A 25,619-nucleotide genomic window follows, 5' to 3' on the forward strand; every position below is an offset into this window, starting at 1 on the left:
GTGCTGAACAGGACGGCGTTCGCGCCCTGATGCCAGCCCGTCGCATACCAGAGCCCGCAGAGGAGGGCGTAGGTTACGAGGATTCCCGCCGCGATCCGGGCAGCGTGATCAATGTCGGGGTTGAGCGGAAACGCCCGCGTCTCGCTGACTGTTCGCGCGAGCGCGGGCGCAAGCTTCGCCTTTCCGCTCAACGCCGCCTCGATCCGCGAGACTTCGCTCCAGAGCGTCAGCATTTCGGTCAGCATGTCGGCCAGCGCATCATGAACGAGCTGCTGCCACGCGCGCGCATCACTGGCATCGAGCGGAAGCGAGCGCACGGCATCGGCCAGATCNACCACGCACCGTTTCGATGCGGGTCCGGCCGAGTTTCGCACGGAGCTTGTGGATGTGTACCTCCACCGCGTTGCTTTCGATTTCCTCCTGCCAGCCGTAGATGCGATCTTCCAGCTGACTGCGCGACAGGACGTGCCCTGGGCGCTCGGCCAAAGCATGCAGGATCGCAAACTCCCGGCGAGAGACGGCGATTTCCTTGCCATCCAAGGCCACTGATCTACGCGCTTCGCTGATTATCAGCGCACCCAGTTCCAGATCGCCGCTTGCCCGCCCACTGGCTCGAGGTGGGACTGAAATCCGGCGAAGTCCTGTCGGAGTGCACTCCGGGCGCCAAGGCCGATTTGGTGCGGACTTTGCCATGGCCGGTGCTGTTCATCGGCGACGGAGTCAACGATGCGCCGGCGCTTGCTGCGGCAGATTGCGGGATCGTTGTCGCGCGCGCCCATCCTGCGGCGGCTTCCAGTGCAGCCGTTTCCTTCCTTTCGGGAGGGGTGGAACAACTTGCGATCACCCTGTCGATCGCCCGGCGTTATCAGCGGATCTCAAGACAAAACATCTTGACTGCAATCGGCTACAATATGATTGCCGTACCAACCGCGCTCCTTGGAGGTTTGTCTCCTGTTACGGCGGCCGTTGCAATGTCCGCAAGCTCGATACTGGCTCTCGCAAACGCTGCCCGATGGGCGGTTTCGATTTGAAGCGCGACATCCATGGGATGCGTAGCATTTCATCCAGGGTGGGGCGAGCCCCACCCTGGATGGCAAAATCTATCGGGCCTTGAGGAGCTTGATTTGCTCTCCCAGANGTCGGATCGTAGCGCAGCGCTCCGGTCAGCTGTGACAGGGATGTGATGTCGGCCAGCGTCTTTAGCCGGTCATGCTCTCCTTGGTCGTCCGCCTCATGGCCATCAAGGACATCCTTCGCCCAGGTCTCGATGCTGGGCAGCCAGCGATGCAGGCGCGCGCGTAGCGCACCTTCAAGAGAATGCGGAGCGATCACGCCGTCAACGAGGGTCGTCGCGAGGATGCCGAGGGTGATTTCGCTGACCCGCGCCACAACGGTATCGAACATGATCTCCGGATGATCCACACCGGCGACCGCCACCAGCATGAGCGTGATCGCGAAAAGCTGGAAGCCGTAGCTGCGCGGCGTGCGGTCGAGGAAAGAAATACCGAACGCCAGGGTTGCCACGATTCCCGACGCCGCGATCAGCAGCAGCGGCGCGCTCGCAAACAGCGCGACCATGGCAAGCGTGACGAAGCCGGCGCAGAAAGTTCCGGTGAAGCGATAGACGGCCTTCGACCGGATCGCCCCGCTCATGGAGTTCATGCAGACGCAGCAGGTGACAAGTGCCCAGTAAGGATTGGGCAGGCCGATCCGCACCGCTATCGCGAATGCGATCATGCCCGCGACGAACAGCTTAACAGAGAAGATCAGCTGATCGGCGCTGACTTTCATCGGCCCGTCCGCGCCTGCTGCAGGAACTGACCGATCCGTTCCTCGAACAAACGCAGCGTGCGCGTCGTCGTTTCGATGTCCTGCGAAGGAAGATCACCAAGGAGATCGTCGCGGAGCCGCGTGACCGCCTTTTCCATCTTCTTCGCAAGGTCACGACCTTTCGGCATGACATGGATCGTCTTGATGCGCCGGTCGTCGGGAGAATCGCGCCGCTCAAGCAGGTTGGCGGCTTCGGCCTGGTCGAGAATGCGCACCATGCCGCCCGGATTGACCCCGACTTCCTCGGCCAGCGCGTTCTGCCTGACACCCTTGTCTCCATGACGGGACGCCAGAATGAGCGCCGAAATGAGCGATGCGGGAAGTCCGAAGTCGGCGAGTGCGAGACTGACTGCCTGAACCCATACACGCCGGATCTCCTTCACGAAATGGACCTCGATCCCGAGATCGTCGATAATCGCCCAATCCTTCAGGTTCCGATACAGCCGGTCGGTCTTCTCGACGAGCAGGATCCCGATATCGGGATCGCGGTGGAGATGGCGCAGCATCTCGCCGAAGGCGGTGCGCCCGGCCTTCTTCGCCGTCTCGACGTCCACATGTGTGCTGGCGACGATTATCCCGTTGAGCGCCGCATAATCCTCGAGGAGTTTCATCTGCGCGGGAATCGAATAGCCCTCCCGCTCCTGGTCCGGTGTCGACACCCGTGTATACAGAACTGCCTTTCTGGCGCCGGAGCTGTGGTCAGTCTTCGTCTTAGTCCGCTTATATCGATTTCCGGGATTCCTCGGTCTCGCCAACGCTATCGCTCCTGCTTCATTACCCTCGGGAGCCGAGGCCTATAGGCACCGATTTCGATTCATGTCCGTAACATTTTTCGTCTATGATATTGAATCTGTGGGACTCGCTTCGGACAAAGCCACATCCCTCAGCGTAGCTTGTGGACGGTGCAGCCGCGCGCAGCCTTGAAATTCAATCCCAGATAGAATATATCCCCCGATCTAGGGAGATATTTATGCCAAACGCTTTCACGACCCGCGAGGTAGCCGAACTGGCCGACGTGTCCGTGCGCGCCATCGACAAGGCGATCGAAGAGAATGTTCTGATCGGCATCCGCAGCGTGATGTCACGCGGCAAGCTGCGACGGATGCTGCCGCTTCACGCGGTGCCATACGCCGCGATCGTAAAGCGCCTGCCTATGACCCTCGGGCGGATCGAGAAGAGGAACTTGGCGCGAGCGCTCGCTTCCCGCTCCCCTGCCCTCATGACGAGCGAAGCGCTCGAGATCGCACCCGCCGTATCGGTGGATGTTCCTCGCCTGGTCGACCGTGATCTTGCGGAGCGGGCAGCAAACTATGCGCGGGCGCGCGATGTCCATATCGAGGAGAACCCGGACATCCTCGGTGGCACGCCGGTCATCAAGGGAACGCGTCTCAGCGTCTACGCCATCCGCGGCCGGCTGGACGGTGGCGAGAGCATCGATGCAATCGTCGACGACTATCCGAGCCTGAGTCGCGAAGCGGTTACCACAGCGCTGCTCTATGCCCGTACTCACCCACTCGTCGGGCGTCCGGGTGGGCGGCCCTGGAAGAAGGCTGCTTGAGACTCTTCATCGACGAGTGCCTCTCGCCCGCGCTCGCCCGACATCTCAATCAATCCGGTGCGCATGATGCCCTGCATCCGCGCGACTATGGGCGTCTGGGCGAGCGCGACGATGAAGTGCTCGCCCGTTGCCTCACCGAGGATCGGGTGATCGTCACCGAGAATGCCGCCGACTTCCGTAAGCTCGTGGCGCGCGAAGATATCCATCCAGGCTTGATCATTCTGCCCAACGTCACCCGCGACGCATCGCTGGCGCTGCTGCTTGCCGCCATCGCCTATCTCAAAACGCTCGGATCTCCCTCGGACGTGATCGTGAACCATGTCCTGGAGATCGACGTCGATGGGTCGGTCCGTCTCTATCCGCTTCCCTGATTTGGTTGGTCGCTTCCCGCTGCAAACCAGTGCACCGCTCCGCGCTTAGCGGCACAACGACATCCTAAACCAAACGACAGAGAACCGATTTGTCATCCCGTTTTCAGAGCGATTCCAGACTCGATTATATTCACCGAGCAAAACGTCACACCAGACGCGACATTCTTGCCGGATAATATAACCGAGGCAAATGATGGTCCGCTGACAGCTTCATGGGGAGCAATCCACACTTATCGGCACCAGACTGCCGGATGCGGTACGTCAGTGCCCTCCCCATTGCGCGACCGAGAGCGTGTCGTCATTCTCGCCACAGACCGATTTCCTGCTCTGGCGCATCATCAGACATTGGTGAGGCCCACCAGAGATCGATCAGGGGATGCATATCGCAAGTTACGCCGGTACAATTGAACCTGGACTCGAAGGTGCTACACGCTCGACATGGCGAGTGATGAACCCTTTGAGTTCGGTGCTACGAAAGTACCCGGAGCCATGCCTTGAGTATATGCCTAACGAAGTCACGCTGCATCGGCAAATGCGGCGCGGTATCGCTCGACCATTTTTCGAGATTCTATTGAAGGAATTCTGAAAAAGTTCGATACGTGTCCAATTTGGGTCACCAAAATACTCTCCCAGAGGGTATCAGAAGATGCCAGGAATGGCAGATTCCTGCGGTTTTTCATGGTATAGCTATCCCATACGGAGCGGTCTTGGACCACCGGATACCAGCATGTTGATGGCATGTCTGATGGTAGCACGGCCCTCCTCGAACAGGAGATACGATCATGGCGCTTACCGCCGCTGCGATCAAAAAACGCCAAGCGCCACGCAAAGCCCTGCAAACTCACCGATAGCGATGGCCTGTTCCTCTACATGACGCCCGATGGCAGGCGCGATCGGCGGATGAACTATCGCCACCCTGGCCAGCAGAAATGGCTGGCATCCAGGGTCCAAGGCATCTGACAGAAATTTCATTTCACATTCTAGAAAATTCCATATATGTGTATGGATCGTTGCTGACCGATCGCCGCAAGAAAATATGGGTCCTGACAGCATCAGTGGAGGGAGGGTGAAATCGCCACAGCCGGCGCAGGCTATTCATGCTTAGTATATGGGTAGGATTTTCCCGATTGATGAGGCTTGGACTTGTCGCGTTCGCAATCCGGCCAAGATAAAATATCTACTATTTCCTAATAGCATCGCACCTGTTCTGATGGATAAAACCGTTCATTAATCACAGAGCGGCATAATTATAACTATATTGTATCATAAGCATACAAATGGGGAGGATAAGATCATGACAATCCGACAGACATTGTTTGGCGCCAGCCTATCCGTGTTGGCTGCTCTGCCGGTCGCACCGCTGGCTCTGGCGCAGGATAGCGCATCGACGCCCCCCGCCGGCGACATGCAGGCGCCGCCGGATATCATCGTCACCGCGCAGTTCCGTTCGCAGAAGCTGCAGGATACGCCGCTCGCCATCACTGCATTGAGCGGCGAAGCGCTCGAAGCGCGGGGCCAGACCAACATCTCGGAAGTCGCCGCGCAAACGCCCAACGTCACGCTGGCACCGCAAAACGGCTATCTTGGTCCCGGCATCATTGCCTTCATCCGCGGCGTCGGCCAATCAGACCCCAATTTCGCGCTCGAACCGGGCGTCGGCATGTATATCGACGACGTCTATCTGCCGACGCTGACCGGATCGCTGCTGGACCTGATGGACCTCGACCGGGTCGAGATATTGCGCGGGCCGCAGGGTACGCTCGCTGGTCGCAACTCGCTGGGGGGGTCGATCAAACTCTATTCGGTCAAGCCGAAGGGGGACGGCAGCGGCATGTTGGAGGCCACCTATGGCAGCTACAATCGCATCGACATGCGCGGCTATATCGACCTCAAGCTGACCGACAATCTGTTCCTGCGCGTGTCGGGCGCATCCAAGAATCGCGATGGCTATGTAAAGCGCCTCGACTATGCACTGACCCATCCGGGTTCGAACGTGCCGACCCAGGCGACCGACGCCGACCCGGAACTCGGCACATTGGGCGGGCAGAGCTTCATCGCGACCAAGGCGGCCCTGCGCTGGCTACCGACCGACAATGTCGAAATCAATGTGTCGGCCGACTATACCCGCCAGCGCGACGAGGCCGGTGCCAGCGTGCTGATTTTCGCCAACAAGGCCGGTATATTCCCCGGTCCCAGCGCAACCGGTGGCCCCCGCCCCTGGCTGGCTGGCGTCAATGGCACCCCGGTAGCGCTCAACTGCGCGTTCGTCGCCTTCGGCGTCAACAGTTGCGACACGCCACCGTCGGGCTACAACAAGAAATTCATCAGCTACGCCACCTTCACCGACAATGCGACCCGCGACGGGCAGATGGCGTACAAGCCGCTGTCGCTCGACCCGCATTCGGACCTCGACAATTACGGCTTTGCCGGCACGATCGACTGGACGATCAGCGACACCCTCGCTCTGAAATCGATCACGTCCTACCGTCATTATGAGGCCGACTGGTCCTTTGCCGAAGGTGCGCCGGTTCAGTCGTCGATGTTCGAACAGCAACAGACCAACACCCAATGGAGCCAGGAACTGCGCCTGAGCGGGACAGCACTCGACCGCCGACTCGACTATACCGTGGGCGGATTCTATTTCGACACCAAGGGCAAGTTCACCGGTCGCATCGACCTCAACTATGCCGGCATCGACTTCCTCCACGGTCCTGATCCGACGCCCGCCAAGAACAAGGCGCTGTTCGCTAATGTCAGCTTCAAGCCGGTCGACGCGCTGACGCTGACGGGCGGCATCCGGTCGTCCTGGGACGAGAAGGATTATGGCTATGTCCGCCGCAATCCCGATGGCACGGCGATCCAGGGACCATGCGCATTCTTCCTGGGCGCGCCGACCGCCGGGCCGACGGGCGAAGGCAATTCGCCCAACTGCCTGCTCTTCGGCCTCAACGGTCTGGGCGCACATTTCAAGTCGCAGCGGACCGACTGGCGCGTCGCGGCGGACTATCGCTTCTCGTCCGAATTCATGGTCTATGCGCAGGTATCGACCGGCTATCGCGCGGGCGGCGTCAATCCCCGGCCCTTCTATCCCAGCCAGGTGCGCGCCTTCTCGCCGGAAACTATCACCGCCTATGAAGCGGGGTTCAAGACAGACCTGTTCAACCGCATGTTGCGCTTCAACGTCTCGGCCTTCTTCAACGATTACAAGAATATCATCCTGACCGTGTTCAATTGCCCGACCGATACGGGTGCGGAAGGGACGCCCTGCCTCCAGCCCACCAATGTGGGGTCGGCGGACGTCAAGGGTATCGAGTTCGAAACGACGATCCGGCCGACCCGCAACCTGACCTTCGACGGATCACTCAGCTATCTCGACTTCAAATATACCTCACTCGGCAGCGCCAATACCGGCGTGACGCTGGACATGGTGCCGCCCTTCACGCCTAAGTGGAAATGGAATGTCGGCGCGCAATATGACGTGCCGGATGTCCTGGGCGGGGAACTCAGCTTCCGTCTCGACGGCAGCTATCAGTCCCATATCTATGTCGACGCGATCAACACGGATGCGACCACCGTGTCGACTACGGCGGTAGGCGCAGGCGGCGGCGCCCTGCCCACATTGGTCGCGACCAGCCGGATCAACGGCTATTTCCTGGCCAATGGCCGCGTCACCTGGCGGAGCGCAGACGATGGGTGGAGCGCATCGCTGGAGGTGCGCAACCTGACCGACAAATATTATTTCACCTCAATGAACACCAATTTCAGTTCGGTGGGTGTCCTGTCTGGCGCGCCGGGCCTGCCGCGCACCTGGGCGGTGACGATCAAGAAGGCGTTCTGATCGACCGATCGGCAGCGCGGCTTGAGCCGCGCCGCCCCTTCATCACGACGCTTTCCTTTCCTGACGAGGTTCCCATGATCCACCGCCCTGCCCTGCGCCTGCTGGCCCCCCTCTTGCTGGCCGCCACGGCCATGTCGGCGCCCGCTGCCGCCCCGACCGACATCCCCGTCGATCCCGTCATCCAGATGCGCGAACATTGGCTGGATGCCGACATCAACGCCTTCAACTTCCGCCATTCCGCCGACATGTTCGAAACCCGCGCGGTGCCGCACGGCGATTCCGTCCGCGCTCTGCCCGATGGCCGGACGATCACCCCGCCCCCCTTCCAGCAAGGCAGCGTCACCTACAGCTATGACGATTGGGCCCGCCGCACCTATACCAATGCGATCATCGTCCTGCGCGACGGCAAGATCGTGTTCGAACAGTATCGCAACCGGTCCCGGCCGTCCGATCGCTTCATTTCCTTCTCCATGGCCAAATCGATCACGTCATTGCTGATCGGCATTGCTCTGGACCAGGGGAAGATCGCTTCGCTCGACGATCCGGCCGGCAAATATGTCCCTGAACTGCGCAAGGGCGCCTATGGCGACGTGACGATCCGCCAGTTGCTCCAGATGCGATCGGGCGTCGATTATGACGAACGCTATGATTTCGGGGAGAAGCCCAGCGTCGCCGCGCTGATCCATCGCCATGCCGTCGTCCTGAACGAAGAGCGGTTCGCTGACCGCGCGGTCGGCATCGGCCGGGCCGCCACGCCTGGCAGCCGTTTCAACTATGCCACGCTCGACACGGCCGTCCTGGGATGGGTGCTGGAACGGGCAACCGGCCAGTCGCTCGCCGCCTTCACTACCGCTCATCTGTGGCAACCTGCCGGCATGGAGAATGATGCCTTCTGGATCGCTGACGGACCGGAGGGCAAGGGGCGCGAACTGTCCGGCATGGGCTTCAACGCAACCCTGCGCGACTATGCGCGGCTGGGGCAGTTGATGCTGGACGATGGCCTGCGCGACGGCAAGCCGGTGCTGCCGCGCGACTGGATCAAGCAGGCAACCCGCATGATCTCCTTCGCCCAGCCCACGCCTCTGGGCGGACGCGGCTATGGGTTCCAGTTCTGGCAGCTGGACGATCAGCCCGGCGCCTACACTGCGCTCGGCCTGGCGGGACAGTTCATCTATGTCCATCCGCAAAGCCGCACGGTGATCGTGAAGCTAAGCCATTATCCGCTGCCCGAACCACCCCATGTCATGGCCGAAACGCTCGCCTATTTCCTTCAACTTACAAAGCCTTGAGCTTCATCATAATCTGAAATGCGGTCAGCACTTATGACTTTCTTATTACGCAGCAGCCATAAGACAGGCATATCTGCCAATGGTCAGCCCGGCCATCTCAGAGACCCAATCCCCACTTGCGATATCTCATGCAATGATCCCTATCCGCACATAGCGTGCAGTCTACATGCGGACAGGGATCCTCCGGCTTCAGGCCGGAACTCAGCTGCAAGCCTGGCTGGCTACTGCAATTTGGGATGTCATTTGGCTACCTGCACGGCATCGCCCAATTGCCATGCTTTCAGCGAGCGGATCGTCGCCGTGCCATTGCGGGCGTAGGCGCTCCAGCGCAGTTTCCCGCTCGCGGGAAAGAAGCGATCGGTGATCGTCGTTTCGCCATTGTCGGCATAGACCTCCACGATCGATTGGTCGACCAGCAGGCGCAGCGTGAAACGCCCCGCCTCGATCTTGATCGGGGCGTTATGCCGCTCTGGAAAGGCATCATGGAAATGCGGACCCGATCGGGTCCGGTCGACAAACAACTCCTTGATGGTCGGATTGACGCCGATCAGCGTACGGAATCCCTGATCGTCGGACAGGGCCAGCACGATCTGATCCGCATTTCCCGCGTCGATGTCCAGTTGCAGCTCGACCGAACCACCCTCCACGGGGAGTGCGACTTCCGCTTCGCCCAATAGCAGTTCGTCGACGCGCACCGGGTCACGCCGGAGGGTTTCGACCTCGCGCACAGGCGCTTGGGCGATCCGGTATCCAGCTGCCGTCTGGCGGAGCGATACTGTGCGGGGCAAGGACATCAGACCGCGGCTGGGGAATGTCGGAATGGCATTGGCATAGCGCCAGTCATTGGCCCAGCCGATCCAGATCCGCCGGCCATCCTTTGCCGGAATGTCGTTCCAGGACACCGCCGCATAGAAATCCGCGCCATAGTCCATCCACAGCGGGGCCGTGCCCGACGTTGGATCAGGCGTGAAGCGGCGACCATCAAAATCACCGACGAAATATTGGCCGCCCGATCCGCCGCCAATGGCGCTGTCGCCCAGATTGATGCCAAGCACCCAGCGGGTCTGGCCCGGATGCCCCTCGACCGGCAGTTCGAACAGATCGGGGCATTCCCAATTCTTGCCGCGCGCGCCGGCAGGCCCGAACTCGCTGGCCTTGTCCCACTGCTTGAGGTCTTTCGACGTATAGATGGCCAGCTTGTTTTCCACAGCCAGGACAACCAGCATGATCCAGCTTTTCGTTTTCGCGTGCCAGAACACTTTGGGATCGCGAAACTCGGTCGAACCGATATCGAGTATCGGCTTGTCGCCAAAGCGCGTCCATGTCCGCCCGCGATCATTGCTGTAGGCGGCATATTGCGCCTGGATTTTGGTTCTGGGATTGAAGCCGGTGAAGAAGGCGACCATCGGCGGCTTGCCATTTTTGCCCAAGCCGCTGTCATTGTGCCAATCGACGACCGCACTGCCGGAAAAGGCCATGACGTCGGTTTCGGGGACAGCGACCGGCAATTCCGTCCAGCGCACCAAATCCCGGCTGACGGCATGGCCCCAGCTCATATGGCCCCAGCGGTCGCCATAGGGGTTATACTGGTAAAACAGGTGATATTCGCCGTCATAATAGACCAATCCATTGGGATCGTTCATCCAGTTGGCCGCCGGGGCGAAATGATAGACCGGTTGAGGCCTATTTGATGCGTCCTGCGCCCATACCGCAGCGGATATCGTCATCGAAAGCGCAACAGCAGCTTTCATGACACACAAGAAGTTCCGGGTCATTGTGCTGCCGCCAGTCCGACGCGACCGGATGCTGCGTTACCAAGGTCGATATCCTCCAGGGCAATGCCGTTGGTTTCTGGCATCAGCTTCCAAACGAACAGCAACTGGAGCACCATCATCCCGCCGAAAAAGGCAAAGACCCACCCGCCCAGATTGGTAGCGAAGACCGGAAAGACCCAGGTGATGGCTGCGGCCATGACCCAATGGGTGGCACTGCCCAGCGCCTGCCCCTTGCCGCGCACGGTGCTGGGGAACACTTCGGAGATGAACACCCAGATGACCGCGCCTTGCGAAACCGCGAAGGCCGCGATGAAGCCCAGCAGGCCCAGCAATACCATCGTTCCGTCCGGCTGCGCGCTTTCCAGTTGGGCCGCGACAAGGAACAGGGCTGCGGCGGTCGCAACTGATCCGAAATAGAGCAGCGGCTTGCGGCCGAACCGGTCGATCAGGAACAGCGCCAGGATCGTGAAGACAAGGTTCGTGCCCCCGACCGCCACCGATTGCAGCAGCGCCGTGTCGGCGCCCGCCCCACCCAATTCGAAGATGCGCGGCGCATAATATAGGAGGGCGTTGATGCCCGAAAGCTGGTTGAACATGGCGATCAATATGGCGCAGGTAACCGGCAGGCTATGCGCAGATTGGAAAAGTCGCGGCTTTTCGCCATGGGTGTCTCGTGCCGCCGCAGCCAGCATTCGGTCCACTTCGGCATCGGGGTCGGCAAAGCCGAGCCGGGCCATGACCAGGTGCGCGGCATCGCCACGCCCCTGGACGGTCAGCCAGCGCGGACTTTCGGGCAAGAGGAAGGTGATAGCCAGGAAAATGGCCGAAGGCGCGGCAATGATGCCCAGCATCCAGCGCCACGCGGTTTCCGGCGGGGCGAGACCGGCGATGACGAAGTTCGACAGGAAAGCGAGCAATATGCCCAGAACAATGTTGAGCTGGTTGAGCGCCACCAGCCGGCCCCGATAGGCCGCCGGAGACACTTCGGCGATATAGATGGGGGTCACGACCGACGCCGCGCCGATGGCGAGTCCCCCAAGGAAACGAAACGCCACCAGACTATACCAGCCGGATGCAAAGGCGCAGCCCAGGGATGACACGACATAGCAAAGCGCAATGACGATCAGCATCGCCCGGCGACCGAAGCGGTCGGCCGGCGCACCGGCGGTCAACGCGCCAATCACCGTGCCGATCAGGGCGGATGCGACGGTAAAGCCCAGCGCGGAATCGCTGAGCGCGAAACGCGCCTGAAGCGCCGAAGTCGTCCCGGAAATAACGGCGGTATCGACACCGAAGAGCAGCCCGCCAAGGGCAGCACCCGCCGCCGCCAATATCATCGGGCGGGTTACAGCGCCTGCGCGCTCCGCCTTGTCATCAGTCATGCACCGTCTCCTGTTGTGCGACCGACATGTCGTCCGCATCCTCTTGCAGTATGCCCAGGCGCCAATGGGCAGGCCATTGGCGCACCACCTCATGGTGAGCGATCGCCAGTGCGCCGCAGAGCCCGGCAGAGGCACCTGCCGTCGGCTGGGCAATATAATCGTTCAGGTCCAGATCGCGGATGCTCGAATCATATCCGGCCAGCTTTTCGCTCAGGGCACGCCGTATCAGGCCGTAGATATGGGGCCGTTGCATCACGCCCCCGCCCAGGATGATCCTGTCGGGCCGCATGATATAGGTGAGGTTGGTGCACAGCCCGGCAATATAGTCCGCCTCGATCGCCCAGGCGGGATGATCGTCGGGAAGCTCCGGCGGGCGCACGCCCCAGCGCGCCATCATCGCCGGACCACAGGCCAGCCCCTCCAGACAGTCGCCATGGAAAGGGCAGTGCCCGGCAAAGGCTTCGTCGCCGGGCGCCCGTGGCAGGCGGATATGGCCGGCTTCGGGGTGATTGGCGCCGCCATAGGGCGCGCCGTTCACGATCATGCCGACACCGATGCCGGTGCCGATCGTCACATAACAGAAACTGTCGAGACCCCTGCCGCTACCGAACAGGCGTTCTCCCACGGCCGAACAATTGACATCCGTGTCGATCGCCACCGGCACGCCCAGGGCGTTCCTGAAATAGCCCACCAGATCAACCCCGCTCCAACCTGGCTTGGGCGTGCTGGTGATAGAGCCGTAATCCGGCGCGGCGGGACGCAGCGACAGGGGACCAAAGCTGCCGATCGACAGGACCGCAAGCGGGCCGTGGCGTTCGACAGCCGCTTGGAAAAAGCTGGCGACGGCCGCCAGTGTCTGTGTCGGCGCTTCGGTCGCTATGCGGATCGTGTCGAGGATCACCCCGTCGCGATCCGCGATCCCGCAGATGAACTTCGTGCCGCCTGCCTCAATTCCCCCCAGAAGGCCGGTTTGTGTCGTGATGGTCATACGAGCCTTTCGGGCAGGAATGGATGCTGGCGCTTCAGAAGCTGTACGTCAGGCTGCCGCGGACGATGCGGCCAAACAGGGGACGCCCGACCCCGCGATTGGTATCGCCATTGGGACCGAGCAGATCGAAGAAGATCGGATCGCCTTCGGTAAAGGACAGTTGGTTGGTGATGTTCGACACATGGAACTGGGCCGACAGACGGCTGGTGACGTCAACCATGACACCGGCATCGATATGATAATAAGCGGGATAGAGCGTGACGTTGAAGTCAGCCGATTCCGAGTAGCGATTGCCGAAATAGGTGAACTTGGCATAGGGCCGGACAGGCAGGCCTGTCAGCGGCTTGAGGTCCCAGCTCGGCTGAATATTGACCATCATATTGGCCAGACGTCTCGGACGACGGCCATTTTCGCCCACCTCGACGAAATTATAGGCGGTCACGACGCCACTGGGGTTGGTGGACGCATTCACGATCGTGTAGTTGGCGTCCGTCACCTTGGGGTCTTGCAGGACCAGACTGCCGCGAAGCTCGAAGCCGGGGATCGCATTGGGGCGCAACGCCATGGACAATTCCATGCCCTTGTTCTTGATGCCGCGCTGATAGAGCTGGCGGACCAGCGGACAGGCGTTGATGTTGGGCACGCCGGGTGCCGGGACCGCGCAGGACGGGTCGGTGAAGTTGCGATATTCGTTGATCTGCTGGCGAGGATCGAACTTGTTGTAGAACAGCGCCAACTGCGCATCGAACTGGCGGTCATAATAGCGCAGGCCACCTTCATATTGCATGATATGTTCCACCTGCTTGCCGACCGCAGCCGAATTCACGCGGAATTCGTTGAGATCTTCCATCGAGGGCAGGCGGAAGGAGCGCGAGACCAGTCCGTAAACAGCCAATGTGTTGGAGAAGGAATAGTTTGCGCCGACAGACCAGCCAAAGCCCTTGAAATCGTCCGACAGGTCGCGGCGATTGCCCGGCAGCGACACTTCATTGTCCGCCGTCGTGTCATTGGCTGAGCCGACCACGATGTTGGCGGGAGTCAGGTTCGTGTTCACAACCCGATCGTAGCGGGTGACGGTCGCGCTTTGCGTCTGATAGCGGATGCCCGCATCGATTTTCAGCTTGCCGCCCAGCGTTTCCCAATGATCCAGCGCATAGATGGCACGGCCGTTGACATCGACATCGCTGACATAGCCGAAAAAGCCCGGCAATATCGCGCCGTCCAGCGTCAGTGACGGGCCGACGGGATTGCCGGCGGCGTCAAGGCCGCGCAGATCGACCAGCGAAGAATCCTTCTCCATCGTCGACACCAGCAGCGACGACTGGAAATTCTGCTCGGTGGAATAGGCCGACGCATAACCGCCCACGGTCAGGTCATGCGTCCCCAGTGCCTCGAAGGATTTGCTCACCTTGAGGTCGATCGACGTGCTGCGCGCCTTGGTCCGGGTCACGAAAGGCAGCAGAAAATTGAGATAGGTGCCGTCGGGAACCTTCTGGCCGTTTTTCAGATAAGTGGCACCGACCGACCTGGCGAGCGCATAGCTGTTGATGAAATTCTCGCGCGTGCCGGTATAGGGCGTGCAGCTCCCCGGCGTGCGATAATTGAAAAATCCGACCAGCTTTGCATAGGCCGCCGTGCCATTTTCGCAGGAAACTGCGGCGTTGAAGGCGGGGGAGACGAGATCATTCTGGTAGCGGGCGCTGTTGAATGCCGACGCATAGGCGGTATCATTGCCGGTGAACATCGCATTGAAGTCGCTGGTGCCGCTGGTGTGGCGAATACCGCCGCCGACGGCCCAGCCATTGTCGAACGCCTTGTCGATCTTGAAGGTGAAGATCCTGAAGTTGGGATGAATGCCGTCGGCCATGTCGATCTGGCGGCGGCCATATTCGCCCAGCATCGTCGAATAGCGATTGAACGGCGAATTGACGGTGCCATTGCCAAAATCAATACCGATCGGCGCAATCGTGTCTGATTTGATTTTCGTCGGGTCTTCGGCAGTGCCTGGCGCACTCAGGCGCGGAACCTGGAACGGGACGTTCTGGTTGAACTGGGTTCGATCGTTGATGAAATGCGCCTGCGTGAAGATTTTGAGCGAGTCATCGTCACTTTTATACAGCAGGTTCGCCCGGATCTGGCCGCCATTGTCGGCGGTGTAGCCGACATCGCGAATACCGTTTGAAAATCGATAGAAGCCGCCCACCGCAAAGGTCAGATTCTGGTTGATCGGCCCGGAAATGAAGGCTTCGTTGCGCACAAGACCATATTCCGTCAGTTCCAGCCGATAACCGCCTTCAAATTCCTGCTTGCCGGTCCTCGTGATGTGATTGACCGTCGCGCCCAGGCCGTTGGAATAGAGAATGCCGCCAGTGCCGCCCTTGATGACTTCGACCCGGTCGGTCATCAGGTCGTCACGCACGGCAACGTCATTGTTCATGAACTGGACTTCAGGCTCTTCATACCAGGGCAGGCCGTCGATCAGTTGCGGCGCATAGCGATAGCCGCCGGTGACCGGCAGGCCACGCACGGTAATATTGTTGCTCGCTTCGCCTGCCGTGCTGCCCTCGGCGTAGATACCCGGCACATTTTGAAGAAGGTCGGCGGTGCTCATTGGCGCCAGCCGCTTGATATCTTCCTGCGTGATGGTGTTGATCGTGTTGGTCGAATCGATCTTGCGGGTGGCCCGCGTGACGCCCGTCACAATTATTTCGGCATTGCCATTTGGGTTGTCGCCTTGCCGGGCCTGCGCCGCGCTCTCCTGAGCGTTAGCAGCTGGCGACAGCGCTAGCGACATCAAGACAGGCCCCGTCGATACAGCGACAGCTATGGCGGACACGACTGGTTTGACGATGGATAATTTCATGATCTTCCCCTCCTGATGGCGCGCATTGCGTGCTCGCTCTTAAGCTCTTGCCAGGCCTATCAACCTGCTTGACGGGACTAAATCTACTTAAGTGATTTAATCTCGTCAAGGGGCGTTCAGGCTGCTGGAGGGACGTGCTCCATCGGGGAATTATGAGGTTTCATTTCATAAGCTTATGGGAATTGAGATGCCTCCTGGCGAACGATCGCGCAGGCACGCGCCGAAACATCCCGGCGGCGGGATCGGCATTGGGTCTTGTCCGATTGTGCGGCGAATCAGACTTTGGGGTTCTTAAGGAGCGTAGCCAGATTGGGGGAGAAGGTCGCATACATGGGCAGCAGTCCGGCCCCGATCGCCGGTGCCATATCGCGCATCGTGCCAAGCACCAGATCGGGCGCAAAGAAGTCCAGCGGCCTGGACTGCGCAATATGCTGTTCGACTGCTGACATGACTTGCGCAATCAGTTGCGGAGGCAAATCCCCGTCCATAATGATCGCTTGCAAGTCCAGCAGGCTGTTTGCCCCGATGATGACAAATGCCAACGCCTTGGCGCAATCCGCGAGCCATTCATTGACGCGCTGCGACCGGGACGTGACCATGTCGTCAAAGGACGCATCGATTCCCGTCGCGGCGCCAAGCGCCTTTTCAAGCATGTAACGGGAGGCCTTGTGGAGCAGATAATCCGTTCCTGACCGATCAGCCGACGGCACTGGCATCGATGCGATGGCCCCCGCATTGCCATGGCGTCCCTCTTCCAACTGCCCGCGCAAGACCAGTCCACCACCGATGAATGTCCCGATATGCAGATAGAGATAGCTTTCAAGCTGCAGGCCCGCACCGGTCAGAAGTTCCGCCAGCGCCCCCGCATTGCCATCATTCTCGAAAAATAGCGGATGGCTGAATCTCGACCGGAACATCTGCTCGACATCGGCTCTTTCCCATTCCCCTGCCTGCGCTTCCGAAATGCCGATTTCCTGCCGCCATTCGCCGATGAACCAGGGCATGGCTATGCCGATCCCAAGGAAGGACGATCGCTTTTCCGCTGAGAGGCGGGCTAACTGACGATCGACAAACACCGCGGTTTGCTCCAGCACAAATCCGGGAACTGGAAAATCCACAGGCTGGATATGACGATCCAGCACTTCCCCACGATAGTTGAGCAGGACAAGCGTGAGCCTTTCGCGCCCAATTTCGACGCCGACGGTAAAGCCGCCATCGCCATTCACTTCATATAATATCGACGGTTGACCAAGCCCGCCTGTACGCTTGCCTGTCCGAACGACCAGCTGCGCCGCCTCCAATGCATCAACAATTCTTACAGCAGCCTGCGCGGAAAGACCGGTAGCATTCGCAATGTCGGTTTTTGACGCACCGTTTCGTCTTCGGATCGTGGCTAGCGCCAATCGCTCATTATAGCGTCGGACACCATCAAGATTACTGCCTCTCTGCATGACATGAACCTATGCCGCCAAATCTGCGCCAGGCAACCATCGATCTGCCACGACGCCAAATATCACCGATCGAAGTCCGCTGTGATGCTGTCGTACCGAATGGATTTCGAGACACACGCATGACCTTACCATGACTATCGGGTGCCGCAGCGGGCACCAGAACAATGAATGACTCATGGCTCATGGGGCAAATTCCACAGACTGTTGTTCCATCACGGCAATTTGCGCGCGCATTCCCATTTTGCAGCGCACCAAATATCCGCTTGCGTCGAAACGCGAATCGACGGATAGTCTGTGTCGGCGCGATGACGTGCCTTATGGGTGTTCCTTCCGACGGGGGAACGGGACGCCCCTCATGAAACAGCAAAGCCGCTGTCCAGCTTTTCGCACATGCGAAGGTCTGGCCTGCGGCTTTTTTTCGTTTTGGCGTCGGGCGTTGCGATCAACCCGCCTGCCCCGCCGAACCGATTTCACCATCATCAAATTTCTCGAAGGGGGCTTCGCCATGGATAACAAGACCGACAAGAACAGCACGCCGAACCGGCGGCAGGTGATTCGCAGCGCAGGCACCGCCGCGCTGTTCACCGCCGTGCATCAGGCCTTTCCAAGCGGCGCCTTTGCCGCTGGTGCCGGGCCGGAGGTGAAGGGTGCCAAGCTGGGTTTCATCGCACTGACCGACTGCGCGCCGCTGATCGTCGCCAAGGAACTGGGCCTGTTCGCCAAGCATGGGATGCCCGATGTGGTCGTCGCCAAACAGGCCAGCTGGGGCGCGACCCGCGACAATCTGGTGCTGGGATCGGGCAGCGGCGGCATCGATGGCGCGCATATCCTGAGCCCCATGCCCTATTTCATGTCGCTGGGGATCAATTCCAAGCAGACCGCCATGAGCATCCTGGCGCGGCTGAACGTCAATGGTCAGGGCATTTCGGTGTCGAAGGAGTATCTGGCGGCCAAGGCAGGGCTGAACGCCGCGTCGATGAAGGGTGTGATCGAGCAGCGCAAGAGCGCGGGCAAGAAGATCACCATGGCCATGACCTTTCCGGGTGGCACCCATGACCTGTGGCTGCGCTACTGGCTGGCGGCGGGCGGGATCAACCCCGATGTCGACGTCGACCTGATCACCGTGCCGCCGCCGCAGATGGTCGCGAATATGAAGGCCGACACGATGGACGCATTCTGCGTCGGCGAACCATGGAACGACCAGCTGGTCGCGCAGCAGCTGGGCTATACTGCGGTATCGACCGGGCAAATGTGGATGAACCATCCCGAAAAATGCTTTGCGATGCGGTCCGACTGGATCGCGCAAAATCCGCGCGCGGCGGTGGCGATCACCGCTGCCGTGCTGGAGGCGCAGCGCTGGGCCGACAATCCGGCCAATATTTCGCGGCTGGCGATGATGGTGTCGGGCCGCGATTATCTCAAATGCCCGGTCAGCGACATTGCCGACCGGTTGCAGGGCAATTTCACCATGGGCGACGGGCGCAAATATCCCAATGCGCCGTTCAAGATGAAATTCTTTACCGGCTATGCGTCCTTCCCCTACAAGAGCCACGACCTGTGGTTCCTCACGGAAAACCAGCGCTGGGGCAAGCTGCCCGCCAACCTCAACACCAGCGCGATCATCGCCAAGGTCAACCGCGCCGACATCTGGCGCAAGGCGGCGGGCGTGCTGGGTGGCAAGGGTCCGGCCAGCGACAGCCGGGGCGTGGAAAAATTCTTCGACGGCAAGACGTTCGATCCCGCCAATCCCAAAGCCTATCTGGCCAGCCTGAAGATCAAGAAGATCTGAACCGGAGTGTCATCATGTCCTCTCTTTCCACTCTCAAGGTCGTTCCGTTGAGGCGGGACGACCCACAGGCCGCCGCCGTGGTGGCGACGCCTGCACCGGTCGAGGCGGTTGTCGCGCCGGTCGTGCCACAAGCCGCCCCGATCGCAGGACTGGCGCAGCTCTGGCTGGACCGTGGGCGCAGTGTCGCTGCGTCTGTCCTGCCGACGATGCTGATGATCATCACGCTGCTGTTCGTGTGGCAGCTGAGTTGCAGCGCGCCCGACGCCAGCTTCCCCAGCCCGATGAAAGTGTGGGAAGAGAGCCATGAGGTGATCGTCCACCCGTTCAAGGGCGTGTCGCTGGACTTCACCGGCCTGCATATCGACGATCAGGGCGATGTCGGCATTGCCGCACATATCCTGACCAGCCTGTCGCGGGTCATGATCGGTTATGGCATGGCGGCGGTTGCGGGCATCGCGCTGGGCGTGCTGATCGGGCAAAGTCCGTTCGCCTATCGCGCGCTCGATCCGCTGTTCCAGGTGCTTCGCACCGTGCCGCCGCTCGCCTGGCTGCCGATCAGCCTGGCGATCTTCCAGAATGCCGGGCCATCGGCGCTGTTCCTGATCTTCATCACCGCGATCTGGCCGATCATCCTGAACACCGCGTCGGGCATCCAGCAAATCCCGCTAGCCTATCGCAACGTCGCCAAAGTGCTTGGGCTGAACCCGGTGGAATATTTCCTGCGCATCATGCTGCCCGCCACCGTGCCGCCGATGTTCACCGGGCTTCGTATCGGCATCGGCATGAGCTGGCTGGCGATCGTGGCGGCGGAAATGGTGCAGGGCGGCACCGGCGTCGGCTTCTTCATCTGGGACAGCTATAACAGCTCGCTTTTGACCGACACGATCGTCGCCTTGCTGTGGATCGGCATGGTCGGCTTCACCCTCGACCGTATCGTCGCCGCCATTGGCCGCGTCGTCGCCCGATCGAACTGAAAGGACCGGTTCCATGAAACAGAGAAGCTATCTGGCGATCGAGGATGTCACGGTCGAATTTCCGACCAAACAGGGTCCGTTCTGCGCGCTCCAGTCGATCGACCTGTCGGTCGAGCGCGGCGAGTTTGTGGCGCTGATCGGCCATTCGGGCTGCGGCAAGTCCACCCTGCTCAATGTCGTGGCGGGACTGGTGAAACCCAGCCGGGGCGTCTTGTTCCTGGACGGCGACGTCATCAGCGGCCCCGGCCCTGACCGCGCCGTGGTGTTTCAGGACCATTCGCTCCTCCCCTGGCTGACGGTGGAGGAGAATGTCCGGCTCGCTGTCGACAAGACCGCCGGGGACAAGAGCAAGGCGGAGCGGCGCGACTGGGTGCTGCACAATCTTGAGTTGGTGCAGATGGCCCATGCCGCGCGCAAGCGGCCCGGCGAATTGTCGGGCGGCATGAAGCAGCGCGTCGGCATCGCCCGCGCCATCGCGATGAAGCCGCGCATCCTGCTGATGGACGAACCCTTTGGCGCGCTCGACGCGCTGACGCGGGCGGCGTTGCAGGATGTGGTCATGGAGTTGCAGGCGACGCTCAACAACACCGTGCTGATGATCACCCATGATGTCGATGAAGCGGTGCTGCTGGCCGATCGCGTCGTCATGATGACCAACGGCCCGGCCGCGCGCATTGGGGAGGATCATGCGGTTGCCATGGCCCGTCCGCGCGATCGCTTGAAAGCGCTCGACATGGCCGAATATGCCGCCGCGCGTCATGCGGTGGTGCATTTTCTGCACGAGCGCTATCGCAACCCGACGGTCGGCCGCGCGGCCTGATCCATCCGGCACGAAAGGGCGCAGCCACTACGGCCTGCGCCCTTTCGTGCCGGGATCGCCGCACATCCCCCCTTGCAACTACCGGCAAAGCGCGCCAATCAGCGGCGCAACGGGGATAAAGAGGATAGCGGGCGAATGAGCTATTATGACGTGTTGATCGTGGGCGCGGGCCATGCGGGGGCGCAGGCCGCGATTTCCCTGCGCCAGTCGGGCTTTGAAGGCTCTGTCGCGATGATCGGCGACGAGAAAGACCCGCCCTATGAGCGTCCGCCGCTGTCCAAGGAATATTTCGCGGGGGACAAGAGTTTCGACCGCATCCTGATCCGCCCTGCCACCTTCTGGGGTGAGCGCAATGTCGACATGCTGCTTGGTCGCCGGGTCAAGAGCGTCGATGCGGTCGGCAAATTCGTGACCGCGGGTGACGAGGAAATTGGCTATGGCAAGCTGATCTGGTGCACCGGGGGCAATCCGCGGATGCTGACCTGCAACGGGGCCGACGCCGCCAATGTCCACGCCGTGCGCCGCCGCGAAGATGTCGATGCGATGATGGCGAAGATCGACAGCATCAACCATGTGACCATCATCGGCGGCGGCTATATCGGGCTGGAGGCAGCGGCTGTGCTGTCCAAATTCGGCAAGAAGGTCGTGCTCCTCGAAGCGCTCGACCGGGTGCTGGCGCGGGTTGCGGGTGAGGAATTGTCGCTCTTCTATGAAGCCGAACATCGCGCCCATGGCGTGGACCTGCGCACCGGCGCGCGGATGGACTGCATCGAAGTGACCGACGGCAAGGCGACTGCCGTGCTGATGCAGGATGGCGAGCGGATCGCCACCGACATGGTGATTGTCGGCATCGGCATCATCCCCGAAACCGGCCCGCTGATCGCCGCCGGGGCTGCGGGTGGCAATGGCGTGGACGTGGACGAATATTGCCGCACCAGCCTGCCCGACATCTATGCCGTGGGTGATTGCGCCGCGCACGCCAACCGCTTTGCCGGTGGCGCGCAGATGCGGGTGGAATCGGTGCAGAACGCCAATGACCAGGCCAAGACCGCCGTGGCGCACATCATGGGCAAGGAAGAGGCCTATGACGCAGTGCCCTGGTTCTGGTCGAACCAATATGATCTGAAGCTCCAGACCGTGGGCCTTTCGACCGGCTATGATCAGGCGATCCTGCGCGGCGATCCGGCAGCGCGCAGCTTTTCGGTGGTCTATCTGAAGGGCGGCAAGGTGATCGCGCTCGATTGTGTCAATATGGTCAAGGATTATGTCCAGGGCCGCGCGCATGTGCTGGCGGGTGCTGCGCTGGATCAGGCGCAACTGGCGGATGCGAGTGTGCCGTTGAAGGAAGTCGGGCTGGCTTAACATAAATTCCTCCCCTGCAAGGGGAGGTGGCTGGCCGCAGGCCAGACGGAGGGGGCCATGCCACAGGCGCAGCGCTGGTGGCATGGCCCCCTCCACCACCGCTTCGCGGCGGCCCCCCTCTCCTTGCAGGGGAGGAATAGAACCCTACCCCCGAAAACTCGCCTTCATCGCCAACTCCCACGGGCCACCGCGATAATGCCAGGCGGCCAGCCCTGCGATGACGAACGGACGGGGCTGAAAATCCGCCCGCAAGGCTTCCGCCAGCGCCTTGGCCTCCGCTGGCTTCACCTTGTTCTGCACCGTGACATGCAGGCGTGGCCGGCCCTGGTCCTGCGGCGTCAACAGGCCAGTAAAGGCGTCGGCCAGTTCATCCCGCATCACCGCCAACTCCGGGCTGTCGATCCGGTAGGCGACCCCCTGCCCCAGCAGCATGACGTCGCTTAAGCGCGCGAGCGGCGCGCGGCCCCGGCACAGCGCCTTGATCCTGTCCCCCACCTCGCCCAGTGCGGAGGGCGGCAGGTGGTGGAACAGGGTGATGTGCGCGGACAGCATATTGCGCTCCGGCGGAAAATGCGCACGGCGCAGTCCATCCGCCCAGGCAAAATCCGCCGCGCCCATCAAGGCGCTGACGATAATCGGGGCGCTCACCCGGCGGGATGCGCCTTCAGCCATTCCAGCACGGGTTCTGGCATCGATTCGCCATAGGGATCTTCATCTTCGCCAATGTCGTTGATCCCCGGTTCCTCGAACCAGCCGACAATCTTGCCATCCTCCACGACCATCGCATAGCGCCAGCTGCGGTCGCCAAAGCCGAGGTGATTTTTCTTGATCAGCATCCCCATGCGACGGGTAAAATCGCCCGACCCGTCCGGCAGCAGCTTGACCTTCTGCAACCCCAGTTGCTTGCCCCACTGGAACATGACGAAGGCGTCATTGACCGCCACGCAATAGACATCGTCCACGCCCAGCGCCTTGAAATCATCATAAGTGCGCTCGTACGCCGGACATTGTTCGGTCGAGCAAGTCGGGGTGAAAGCGCCGGGCAGTGAAAACACCACCACCCGCCTGCCCGCGAACAGATCGCCCGTCTGCACATCCTGCCAGCGAAAGGGGTTCGGCCCCTCGACCGTTTCGTCGCGCACGCGCGTCTTGAGGATCACATTCGGTACGGATCGTCCCAGCATGGTTCATGTCCTTCCATGTCTCGCCGCTTCCGCGCGGCCTGCAACAGGTATATGATCGGTCCACGGCGGCCCTGCAACGGGACACGTCATAAAGGGAGGGGATTGGATCATGAATACGCCACGATATTTCACCATCATCGCCATCATCCTGCTGCTGTGGAACCTGATGGGGCTGGCCGCCTTCGTCATGCAATATACGGCCGATCTGACCGAATTGGCCAAGACTGATCCGACGACGGCGCAGGCCTTTGCCGCCATGCCGACATGGGTGTGGATCGCCTATGCTATCGCCGTAGGTGCGGGGACGCTGGGGGCGATCGCCCTGCTGATGAAGAAGGCCGCCGCCGCCAGCCTGTTCCTGATGTCCGTCATCGCGGTGATCGTGCAGTTCGGCTATACCTTCCTGGGCACCGATCTGCTGGCGGTGAAGGGACCGGCAGTGCTGGCTTTCCCGGCCTTCATCGTAGTGATGGCCATCGTCCAACTGCTCTACGCCCGTCATCTGGTTGGGAAAGCAGTGCTGCGTTGACGCCATAGCCAGCGCGGAGAGCCACAGGAAAAGGATTGGATCATGCCGACACCGCGTTCTTTTCTGGCCGTTGGTCTCGCCGCGCTGGCGTGGAATCTGCTGGGCGACATGTCCTTTGCCGCCCAATATGCGATGGACATGGACGAACTGGCCAGAACCGCGCCCGATATGGCGCGGGTCTATGGCCAGATGCCCGGCTGGGTCTGGGCCGTGTTCGCGGTCGCCGTGGGTGCCGGGACGCTGGGGGCGATATTGCTGCTCACGAAGAAGGCACTGGCAGTACCGGTCTATGCGCTGTCGCTGGCGGCGATCATCCTGCTGTTCGCACAGAATTTCCTGGCGACCGACATGCTGGCGGTGGAGGGATGGGACGCCGTGCTGGTGCCTGCGCTGATCTTTGTCGCTGGCGTCGCGCAGTTTATCTATGCACGGGCGATGAAGGCCAGAGGGGTGCTGTCGTAAAGCACCACCGTCATCCCGGACTTGATCCGGGATCCATTCACGCAATGGTCGCATATTCTCGCCAGCGTAGAGCGAATGGATCCTGACTTCCGTCAGGATGACTGCGATCTTATAATTCACCCCTTGATCGCCTGATTTCGAACCATTTGCGCACATTTTCATTATGCTGCTGGTAGGTGTCGGCGAAGATATGCCCGCCCTTGCCGTCCGCGACGAAATAGAGCGCCTTGGTCTGTGCCGGGTGCAGCACGGCGGCGATCGACAGGCGGCCCGGATTGGCGATCGGTCCCTTGGGCAGCCCGACCATCGCATAAGTGTTGTAGTCGTTGACCGCCGCGATTTCCGATTTGCGGATGCGGCGGCCCAGCGGCTTGCCCCGCGTGATCGGGTAGATGATCGTGGGATCGGCCTGAAGCATCATGTTGGTGCGCAGCCGGTTGCTATAGACGCCCGCGACCATCTGCCGCTCGGACGGAAGCGCTGTTTCCTTTTCGACGATGCTGGCCAGGATGATCGCCTCTCGCGGGCTTTTGGCGACCGTGTTGGGCGCACGTTCGGCCCATAGCTTGGCCAGTTCCTTGTCCATCGCCGCCTGCATCCGCGCCAGCACCGCCGCGCGGCGTTCGCCCTTGTCGAAGGCATAGCTGTCAGGCAGCACGCTGCCTTCCTCCGGCACCTTGATGTCGCCGGTCAGCTGCTCATTGGCCATCAGCCGCTCATGCACCAATATAGACGGCATCCCTTCAGGGATTGTGATCAGGCGGGTAAGCGTCTTGCCGCCTTGCAGGATCGAGAGGATATCGCTGTTGCTGGCGCCTGCAGGGATGACGAACTCGCCTGCCTTGATCGACGTGCCGCCGCCAAATATCTTCGCCCGCGTCAGGAAAGCGTCCGCGGACAGCACCGCACCCGACCGCTTGAGCATCACGGCGGCATCCGACAGCGTCGCCCCGTCCGGCACGACGATACTGATATCCTGTTTTGCCGGGCCTTGCTCGGTCCAGCCTGCCACGAAGCGGAAAGCGATGAAGGCCGCGACGGCCAGGCCGACAGCCAAGATGATGCAGCCGAATTTTTGCATGGGATTTGCGCCGGATCGTCTCGCCATCATCACAACCGCCCAATCCGCTGCAAGAGAATATCCACGACCACCA

At 61.0% G+C, this 25,619-nt stretch carries 24 protein-coding genes; 12 read left to right on the forward strand and 12 right to left on the reverse strand.

What is annotated here, in order from left to right:
- Both D0Z70_RS03925 and D0Z70_RS03930 read right to left on the reverse strand, forming a co-directional pair.
- The coding region (locus D0Z70_RS03925; RefSeq protein WP_476712803.1) for an FUSC family protein at window positions 1–374 on the reverse strand (374 nt) is incomplete at its 3' end.
- Window positions 289–693 carry a winged helix-turn-helix domain-containing protein gene (locus D0Z70_RS03930; RefSeq protein ID WP_239018806.1) on the reverse strand — a complete coding sequence of 135 codons (405 nt, stop codon included), beginning with the start codon at window positions 691–693 and terminating at the stop codon, window positions 289–291. The genes D0Z70_RS03930 and D0Z70_RS03925, both read right to left, overlap by 86 nt.
- On the opposite strand from D0Z70_RS03930, the gene D0Z70_RS24820 reads away from it, so the two are divergent.
- Window positions 618–1,031, forward strand: coding sequence for a cation-translocating P-type ATPase (locus D0Z70_RS24820; protein ID WP_182913855.1), 414 nt, complete (start codon window positions 618–620; stop codon window positions 1,029–1,031). The two genes, D0Z70_RS03930 and D0Z70_RS24820, sit on opposite strands and share 76 nt — an antisense overlap.
- Here the strand turns inward: D0Z70_RS24820 and D0Z70_RS03935 are convergent.
- Window positions 955–1,791 carry an FUSC family protein gene (locus D0Z70_RS03935; RefSeq protein ID WP_119744114.1) on the reverse strand — a complete coding sequence of 279 codons (837 nt, stop codon included), beginning with the start codon at window positions 1,789–1,791 and terminating at the stop codon, window positions 955–957. The genes D0Z70_RS24820 and D0Z70_RS03935 overlap by 77 nt on opposite strands.
- Window positions 1,788–2,585: a recombinase family protein gene (locus D0Z70_RS03940; RefSeq protein WP_220475622.1), complete on the reverse strand. Its 798-nt coding sequence runs from the start codon at window positions 2,583–2,585 to the stop codon at window positions 1,788–1,790. Before D0Z70_RS03940 ends, D0Z70_RS03935 begins: the two co-directional genes overlap by 4 nt.
- Window positions 2,586–2,800: 215 nt before the next feature.
- On the opposite strand from D0Z70_RS03940, the gene D0Z70_RS03945 reads away from it, so the two are divergent.
- From D0Z70_RS03945 to D0Z70_RS03965, 5 genes are all read left to right on the forward strand, one after another.
- Entirely contained in the window at window positions 2,801–3,388 is a 588-nt protein-coding gene (locus tag D0Z70_RS03945) for a DUF433 domain-containing protein (RefSeq protein ID WP_119744115.1), read from the forward strand.
- Entirely contained in the window at window positions 3,385–3,759 is a 375-nt protein-coding gene (locus D0Z70_RS03950; protein WP_119744116.1) for a DUF5615 family PIN-like protein, read from the forward strand. Before D0Z70_RS03945 ends, D0Z70_RS03950 begins: the two co-directional genes overlap by 4 nt.
- 738 nt (window positions 3,760–4,497) lie before the next feature.
- Window positions 4,498–4,719: an Arm DNA-binding domain-containing protein gene (locus tag D0Z70_RS03955; RefSeq protein WP_239018808.1), complete on the forward strand. Its 222-nt coding sequence runs from the start codon at window positions 4,498–4,500 to the stop codon at window positions 4,717–4,719.
- A 334-nt stretch (window positions 4,720–5,053) separates the two neighbouring features.
- Window positions 5,054–7,597, forward strand: a complete 2,544-nt coding sequence (locus D0Z70_RS03960) for a TonB-dependent receptor (RefSeq protein WP_119744117.1) — start codon at window positions 5,054–5,056, stop codon at window positions 7,595–7,597.
- 74 nt (window positions 7,598–7,671) lie between these two features.
- Window positions 7,672–8,886, forward strand: coding sequence for a serine hydrolase domain-containing protein (locus D0Z70_RS03965; RefSeq protein WP_119744118.1), 1,215 nt, complete (start codon window positions 7,672–7,674; stop codon window positions 8,884–8,886).
- A gap of 239 nt (window positions 8,887–9,125) precedes the next feature.
- Here the strand turns inward: D0Z70_RS03965 and D0Z70_RS03970 are convergent, their stop codons facing one another.
- From D0Z70_RS03970 to D0Z70_RS03990, 5 genes are all read right to left on the reverse strand, one after another.
- Window positions 9,126–10,613 carry a glycoside hydrolase family 32 protein gene (locus D0Z70_RS03970; protein ID WP_220475623.1) on the reverse strand — a complete coding sequence of 496 codons (1,488 nt, stop codon included), beginning with the start codon at window positions 10,611–10,613 and terminating at the stop codon, window positions 9,126–9,128.
- A 44-nt stretch (window positions 10,614–10,657) separates the two neighbouring features.
- Window positions 10,658–12,043: a sugar porter family MFS transporter gene (locus D0Z70_RS03975; protein ID WP_239018809.1), complete on the reverse strand. Its 1,386-nt coding sequence runs from the start codon at window positions 12,041–12,043 to the stop codon at window positions 10,658–10,660.
- Complete coding sequence (locus D0Z70_RS03980) at window positions 12,036–13,031, reverse strand: ROK family protein (RefSeq protein ID WP_119744120.1); 996 nt, start codon at window positions 13,029–13,031, stop codon at window positions 12,036–12,038. The genes D0Z70_RS03975 and D0Z70_RS03980 overlap by 8 nt, the downstream gene beginning before the upstream one ends.
- A 34-nt stretch (window positions 13,032–13,065) precedes the next feature.
- A complete protein-coding gene (locus D0Z70_RS03985; RefSeq protein WP_119744121.1) occupies window positions 13,066–15,894 on the reverse strand; it encodes a TonB-dependent receptor in 2,829 nt (942 codons plus the stop codon).
- A gap of 275 nt (window positions 15,895–16,169) precedes the next feature.
- Window positions 16,170–17,345 carry an ROK family transcriptional regulator gene (locus D0Z70_RS03990; RefSeq protein ID WP_119744122.1) on the reverse strand — a complete coding sequence of 392 codons (1,176 nt, stop codon included), beginning with the start codon at window positions 17,343–17,345 and terminating at the stop codon, window positions 16,170–16,172.
- 505 nt (window positions 17,346–17,850) lie between these two features.
- On the opposite strand from D0Z70_RS03990, the gene D0Z70_RS03995 reads away from it, so the two are divergent.
- The 4 genes from D0Z70_RS03995 to D0Z70_RS04010 all read left to right on the forward strand — a co-directional run bounded on the left by D0Z70_RS03995 (window position 17,851) and on the right by D0Z70_RS04010 (window position 22,290).
- Window positions 17,851–19,134, forward strand: a complete 1,284-nt coding sequence (locus tag D0Z70_RS03995; RefSeq protein WP_119744421.1) for a CmpA/NrtA family ABC transporter substrate-binding protein — start codon at window positions 17,851–17,853, stop codon at window positions 19,132–19,134.
- Between the two features lie 14 nt (window positions 19,135–19,148).
- Entirely contained in the window at window positions 19,149–20,108 is a 960-nt protein-coding gene (gene ntrB / locus D0Z70_RS04000) for a nitrate ABC transporter permease (protein ID WP_119744123.1), read from the forward strand.
- 13 nt (window positions 20,109–20,121) lie between these two features.
- Window positions 20,122–20,928: an ABC transporter ATP-binding protein gene (locus tag D0Z70_RS04005; protein ID WP_119744124.1), complete on the forward strand. Its 807-nt coding sequence runs from the start codon at window positions 20,122–20,124 to the stop codon at window positions 20,926–20,928.
- A 135-nt stretch (window positions 20,929–21,063) separates the two neighbouring features.
- Window positions 21,064–22,290 (forward strand): NAD(P)/FAD-dependent oxidoreductase, encoded by a 1,227-nt coding sequence (locus tag D0Z70_RS04010; RefSeq protein WP_119744125.1) that lies wholly within the window; start codon window positions 21,064–21,066, stop codon window positions 22,288–22,290.
- Window positions 22,291–22,434: 144 nt separating this feature from the next.
- Here D0Z70_RS04010 and D0Z70_RS04015 read toward each other — a convergent pair whose 3' ends face one another.
- Together D0Z70_RS04015 and D0Z70_RS04020 are read right to left on the reverse strand one after the other, a co-directional pair.
- Complete coding sequence (locus D0Z70_RS04015) at window positions 22,435–22,938, reverse strand: 2'-5' RNA ligase family protein (RefSeq protein WP_119744422.1); 504 nt, start codon at window positions 22,936–22,938, stop codon at window positions 22,435–22,437.
- Window positions 22,935–23,474 (reverse strand): peroxiredoxin, encoded by a 540-nt coding sequence (locus tag D0Z70_RS04020; RefSeq protein ID WP_119744126.1) that lies wholly within the window; start codon window positions 23,472–23,474, stop codon window positions 22,935–22,937. Before D0Z70_RS04020 ends, D0Z70_RS04015 begins: the two co-directional genes overlap by 4 nt.
- 109 nt (window positions 23,475–23,583) lie before the next feature.
- On the opposite strand from D0Z70_RS04020, the gene D0Z70_RS04025 reads away from it, so the two are divergent.
- A complete protein-coding gene (locus D0Z70_RS04025) occupies window positions 23,584–24,003 on the forward strand; it encodes a sugar transporter (RefSeq protein WP_119744127.1) in 420 nt (139 codons plus the stop codon).
- 42 nt (window positions 24,004–24,045) lie between these two features.
- On the forward strand, window positions 24,046–24,465 hold the full coding sequence (locus D0Z70_RS04030; protein ID WP_119744128.1) for a sugar transporter: 420 nt from the start codon (window positions 24,046–24,048) through the stop codon (window positions 24,463–24,465).
- A 109-nt stretch (window positions 24,466–24,574) separates the two neighbouring features.
- On the opposite strand, the gene mltG is transcribed toward D0Z70_RS04030, so the two are convergent.
- Window positions 24,575–25,546 carry an endolytic transglycosylase MltG gene (gene mltG / locus D0Z70_RS04035; protein ID WP_119744129.1) on the reverse strand — a complete coding sequence of 324 codons (972 nt, stop codon included), beginning with the start codon at window positions 25,544–25,546 and terminating at the stop codon, window positions 24,575–24,577.
- Window positions 25,547–25,619 lie beyond the last annotated feature (73 nt).

This window comes from Sphingobium terrigena (genome assembly GCF_003591655.1).
GTDB lineage: Bacteria > Pseudomonadota > Alphaproteobacteria > Sphingomonadales > Sphingomonadaceae > Sphingobium > Sphingobium terrigena.

Bases quoted from the DNA above. Each gene is read 5' to 3' on its own strand.
- D0Z70_RS03945 (WP_119744115.1), top strand. From the start codon at position 2,801: ATGCCAAACGCTTTCACGACCCGCGAGGTAGCCGAACTGGCCGACGTG.
- D0Z70_RS03955 (WP_239018808.1), top strand. From the start codon at position 4,498: ATGTCTGATGGTAGCACGGCCCTCCTCGAACAGGAGATACGATCATGG.
- D0Z70_RS03960 (WP_119744117.1), top strand. From the start codon at position 5,054: ATGACAATCCGACAGACATTGTTTGGCGCCAGCCTATCCGTGTTGGCT.
- D0Z70_RS03965 (WP_119744118.1), top strand. From the start codon at position 7,672: ATGATCCACCGCCCTGCCCTGCGCCTGCTGGCCCCCCTCTTGCTGGCC.
- D0Z70_RS03970 (WP_220475623.1), bottom strand. From the start codon at position 10,613: ATGACGATATCCGCTGCGGTATGGGCGCAGGACGCATCAAATAGGCCT.
- D0Z70_RS03975 (WP_239018809.1), bottom strand. From the start codon at position 12,043: ATGACTGATGACAAGGCGGAGCGCGCAGGCGCTGTAACCCGCCCGATG.
- D0Z70_RS03980 (WP_119744120.1), bottom strand. From the start codon at position 13,031: ATGACCATCACGACACAAACCGGCCTTCTGGGGGGAATTGAGGCAGGC.
- D0Z70_RS03985 (WP_119744121.1), bottom strand. From the start codon at position 15,894: ATGAAATTATCCATCGTCAAACCAGTCGTGTCCGCCATAGCTGTCGCT.
- D0Z70_RS03990 (WP_119744122.1), bottom strand. From the start codon at position 17,345: ATGCAGAGAGGCAGTAATCTTGATGGTGTCCGACGCTATAATGAGCGA.
- D0Z70_RS03995 (WP_119744421.1), top strand. From the start codon at position 17,851: ATGGATAACAAGACCGACAAGAACAGCACGCCGAACCGGCGGCAGGTG.
- ntrB (WP_119744123.1), top strand. From the start codon at position 19,149: ATGTCCTCTCTTTCCACTCTCAAGGTCGTTCCGTTGAGGCGGGACGAC.
- D0Z70_RS04005 (WP_119744124.1), top strand. From the start codon at position 20,122: ATGAAACAGAGAAGCTATCTGGCGATCGAGGATGTCACGGTCGAATTT.
- D0Z70_RS04010 (WP_119744125.1), top strand. From the start codon at position 21,064: ATGAGCTATTATGACGTGTTGATCGTGGGCGCGGGCCATGCGGGGGCG.
- D0Z70_RS04020 (WP_119744126.1), bottom strand. From the start codon at position 23,474: ATGCTGGGACGATCCGTACCGAATGTGATCCTCAAGACGCGCGTGCGC.
- D0Z70_RS04025 (WP_119744127.1), top strand. From the start codon at position 23,584: ATGAATACGCCACGATATTTCACCATCATCGCCATCATCCTGCTGCTG.
- D0Z70_RS04030 (WP_119744128.1), top strand. From the start codon at position 24,046: ATGCCGACACCGCGTTCTTTTCTGGCCGTTGGTCTCGCCGCGCTGGCG.
- mltG (WP_119744129.1), bottom strand. From the start codon at position 25,546: ATGCAAAAATTCGGCTGCATCATCTTGGCTGTCGGCCTGGCCGTCGCG.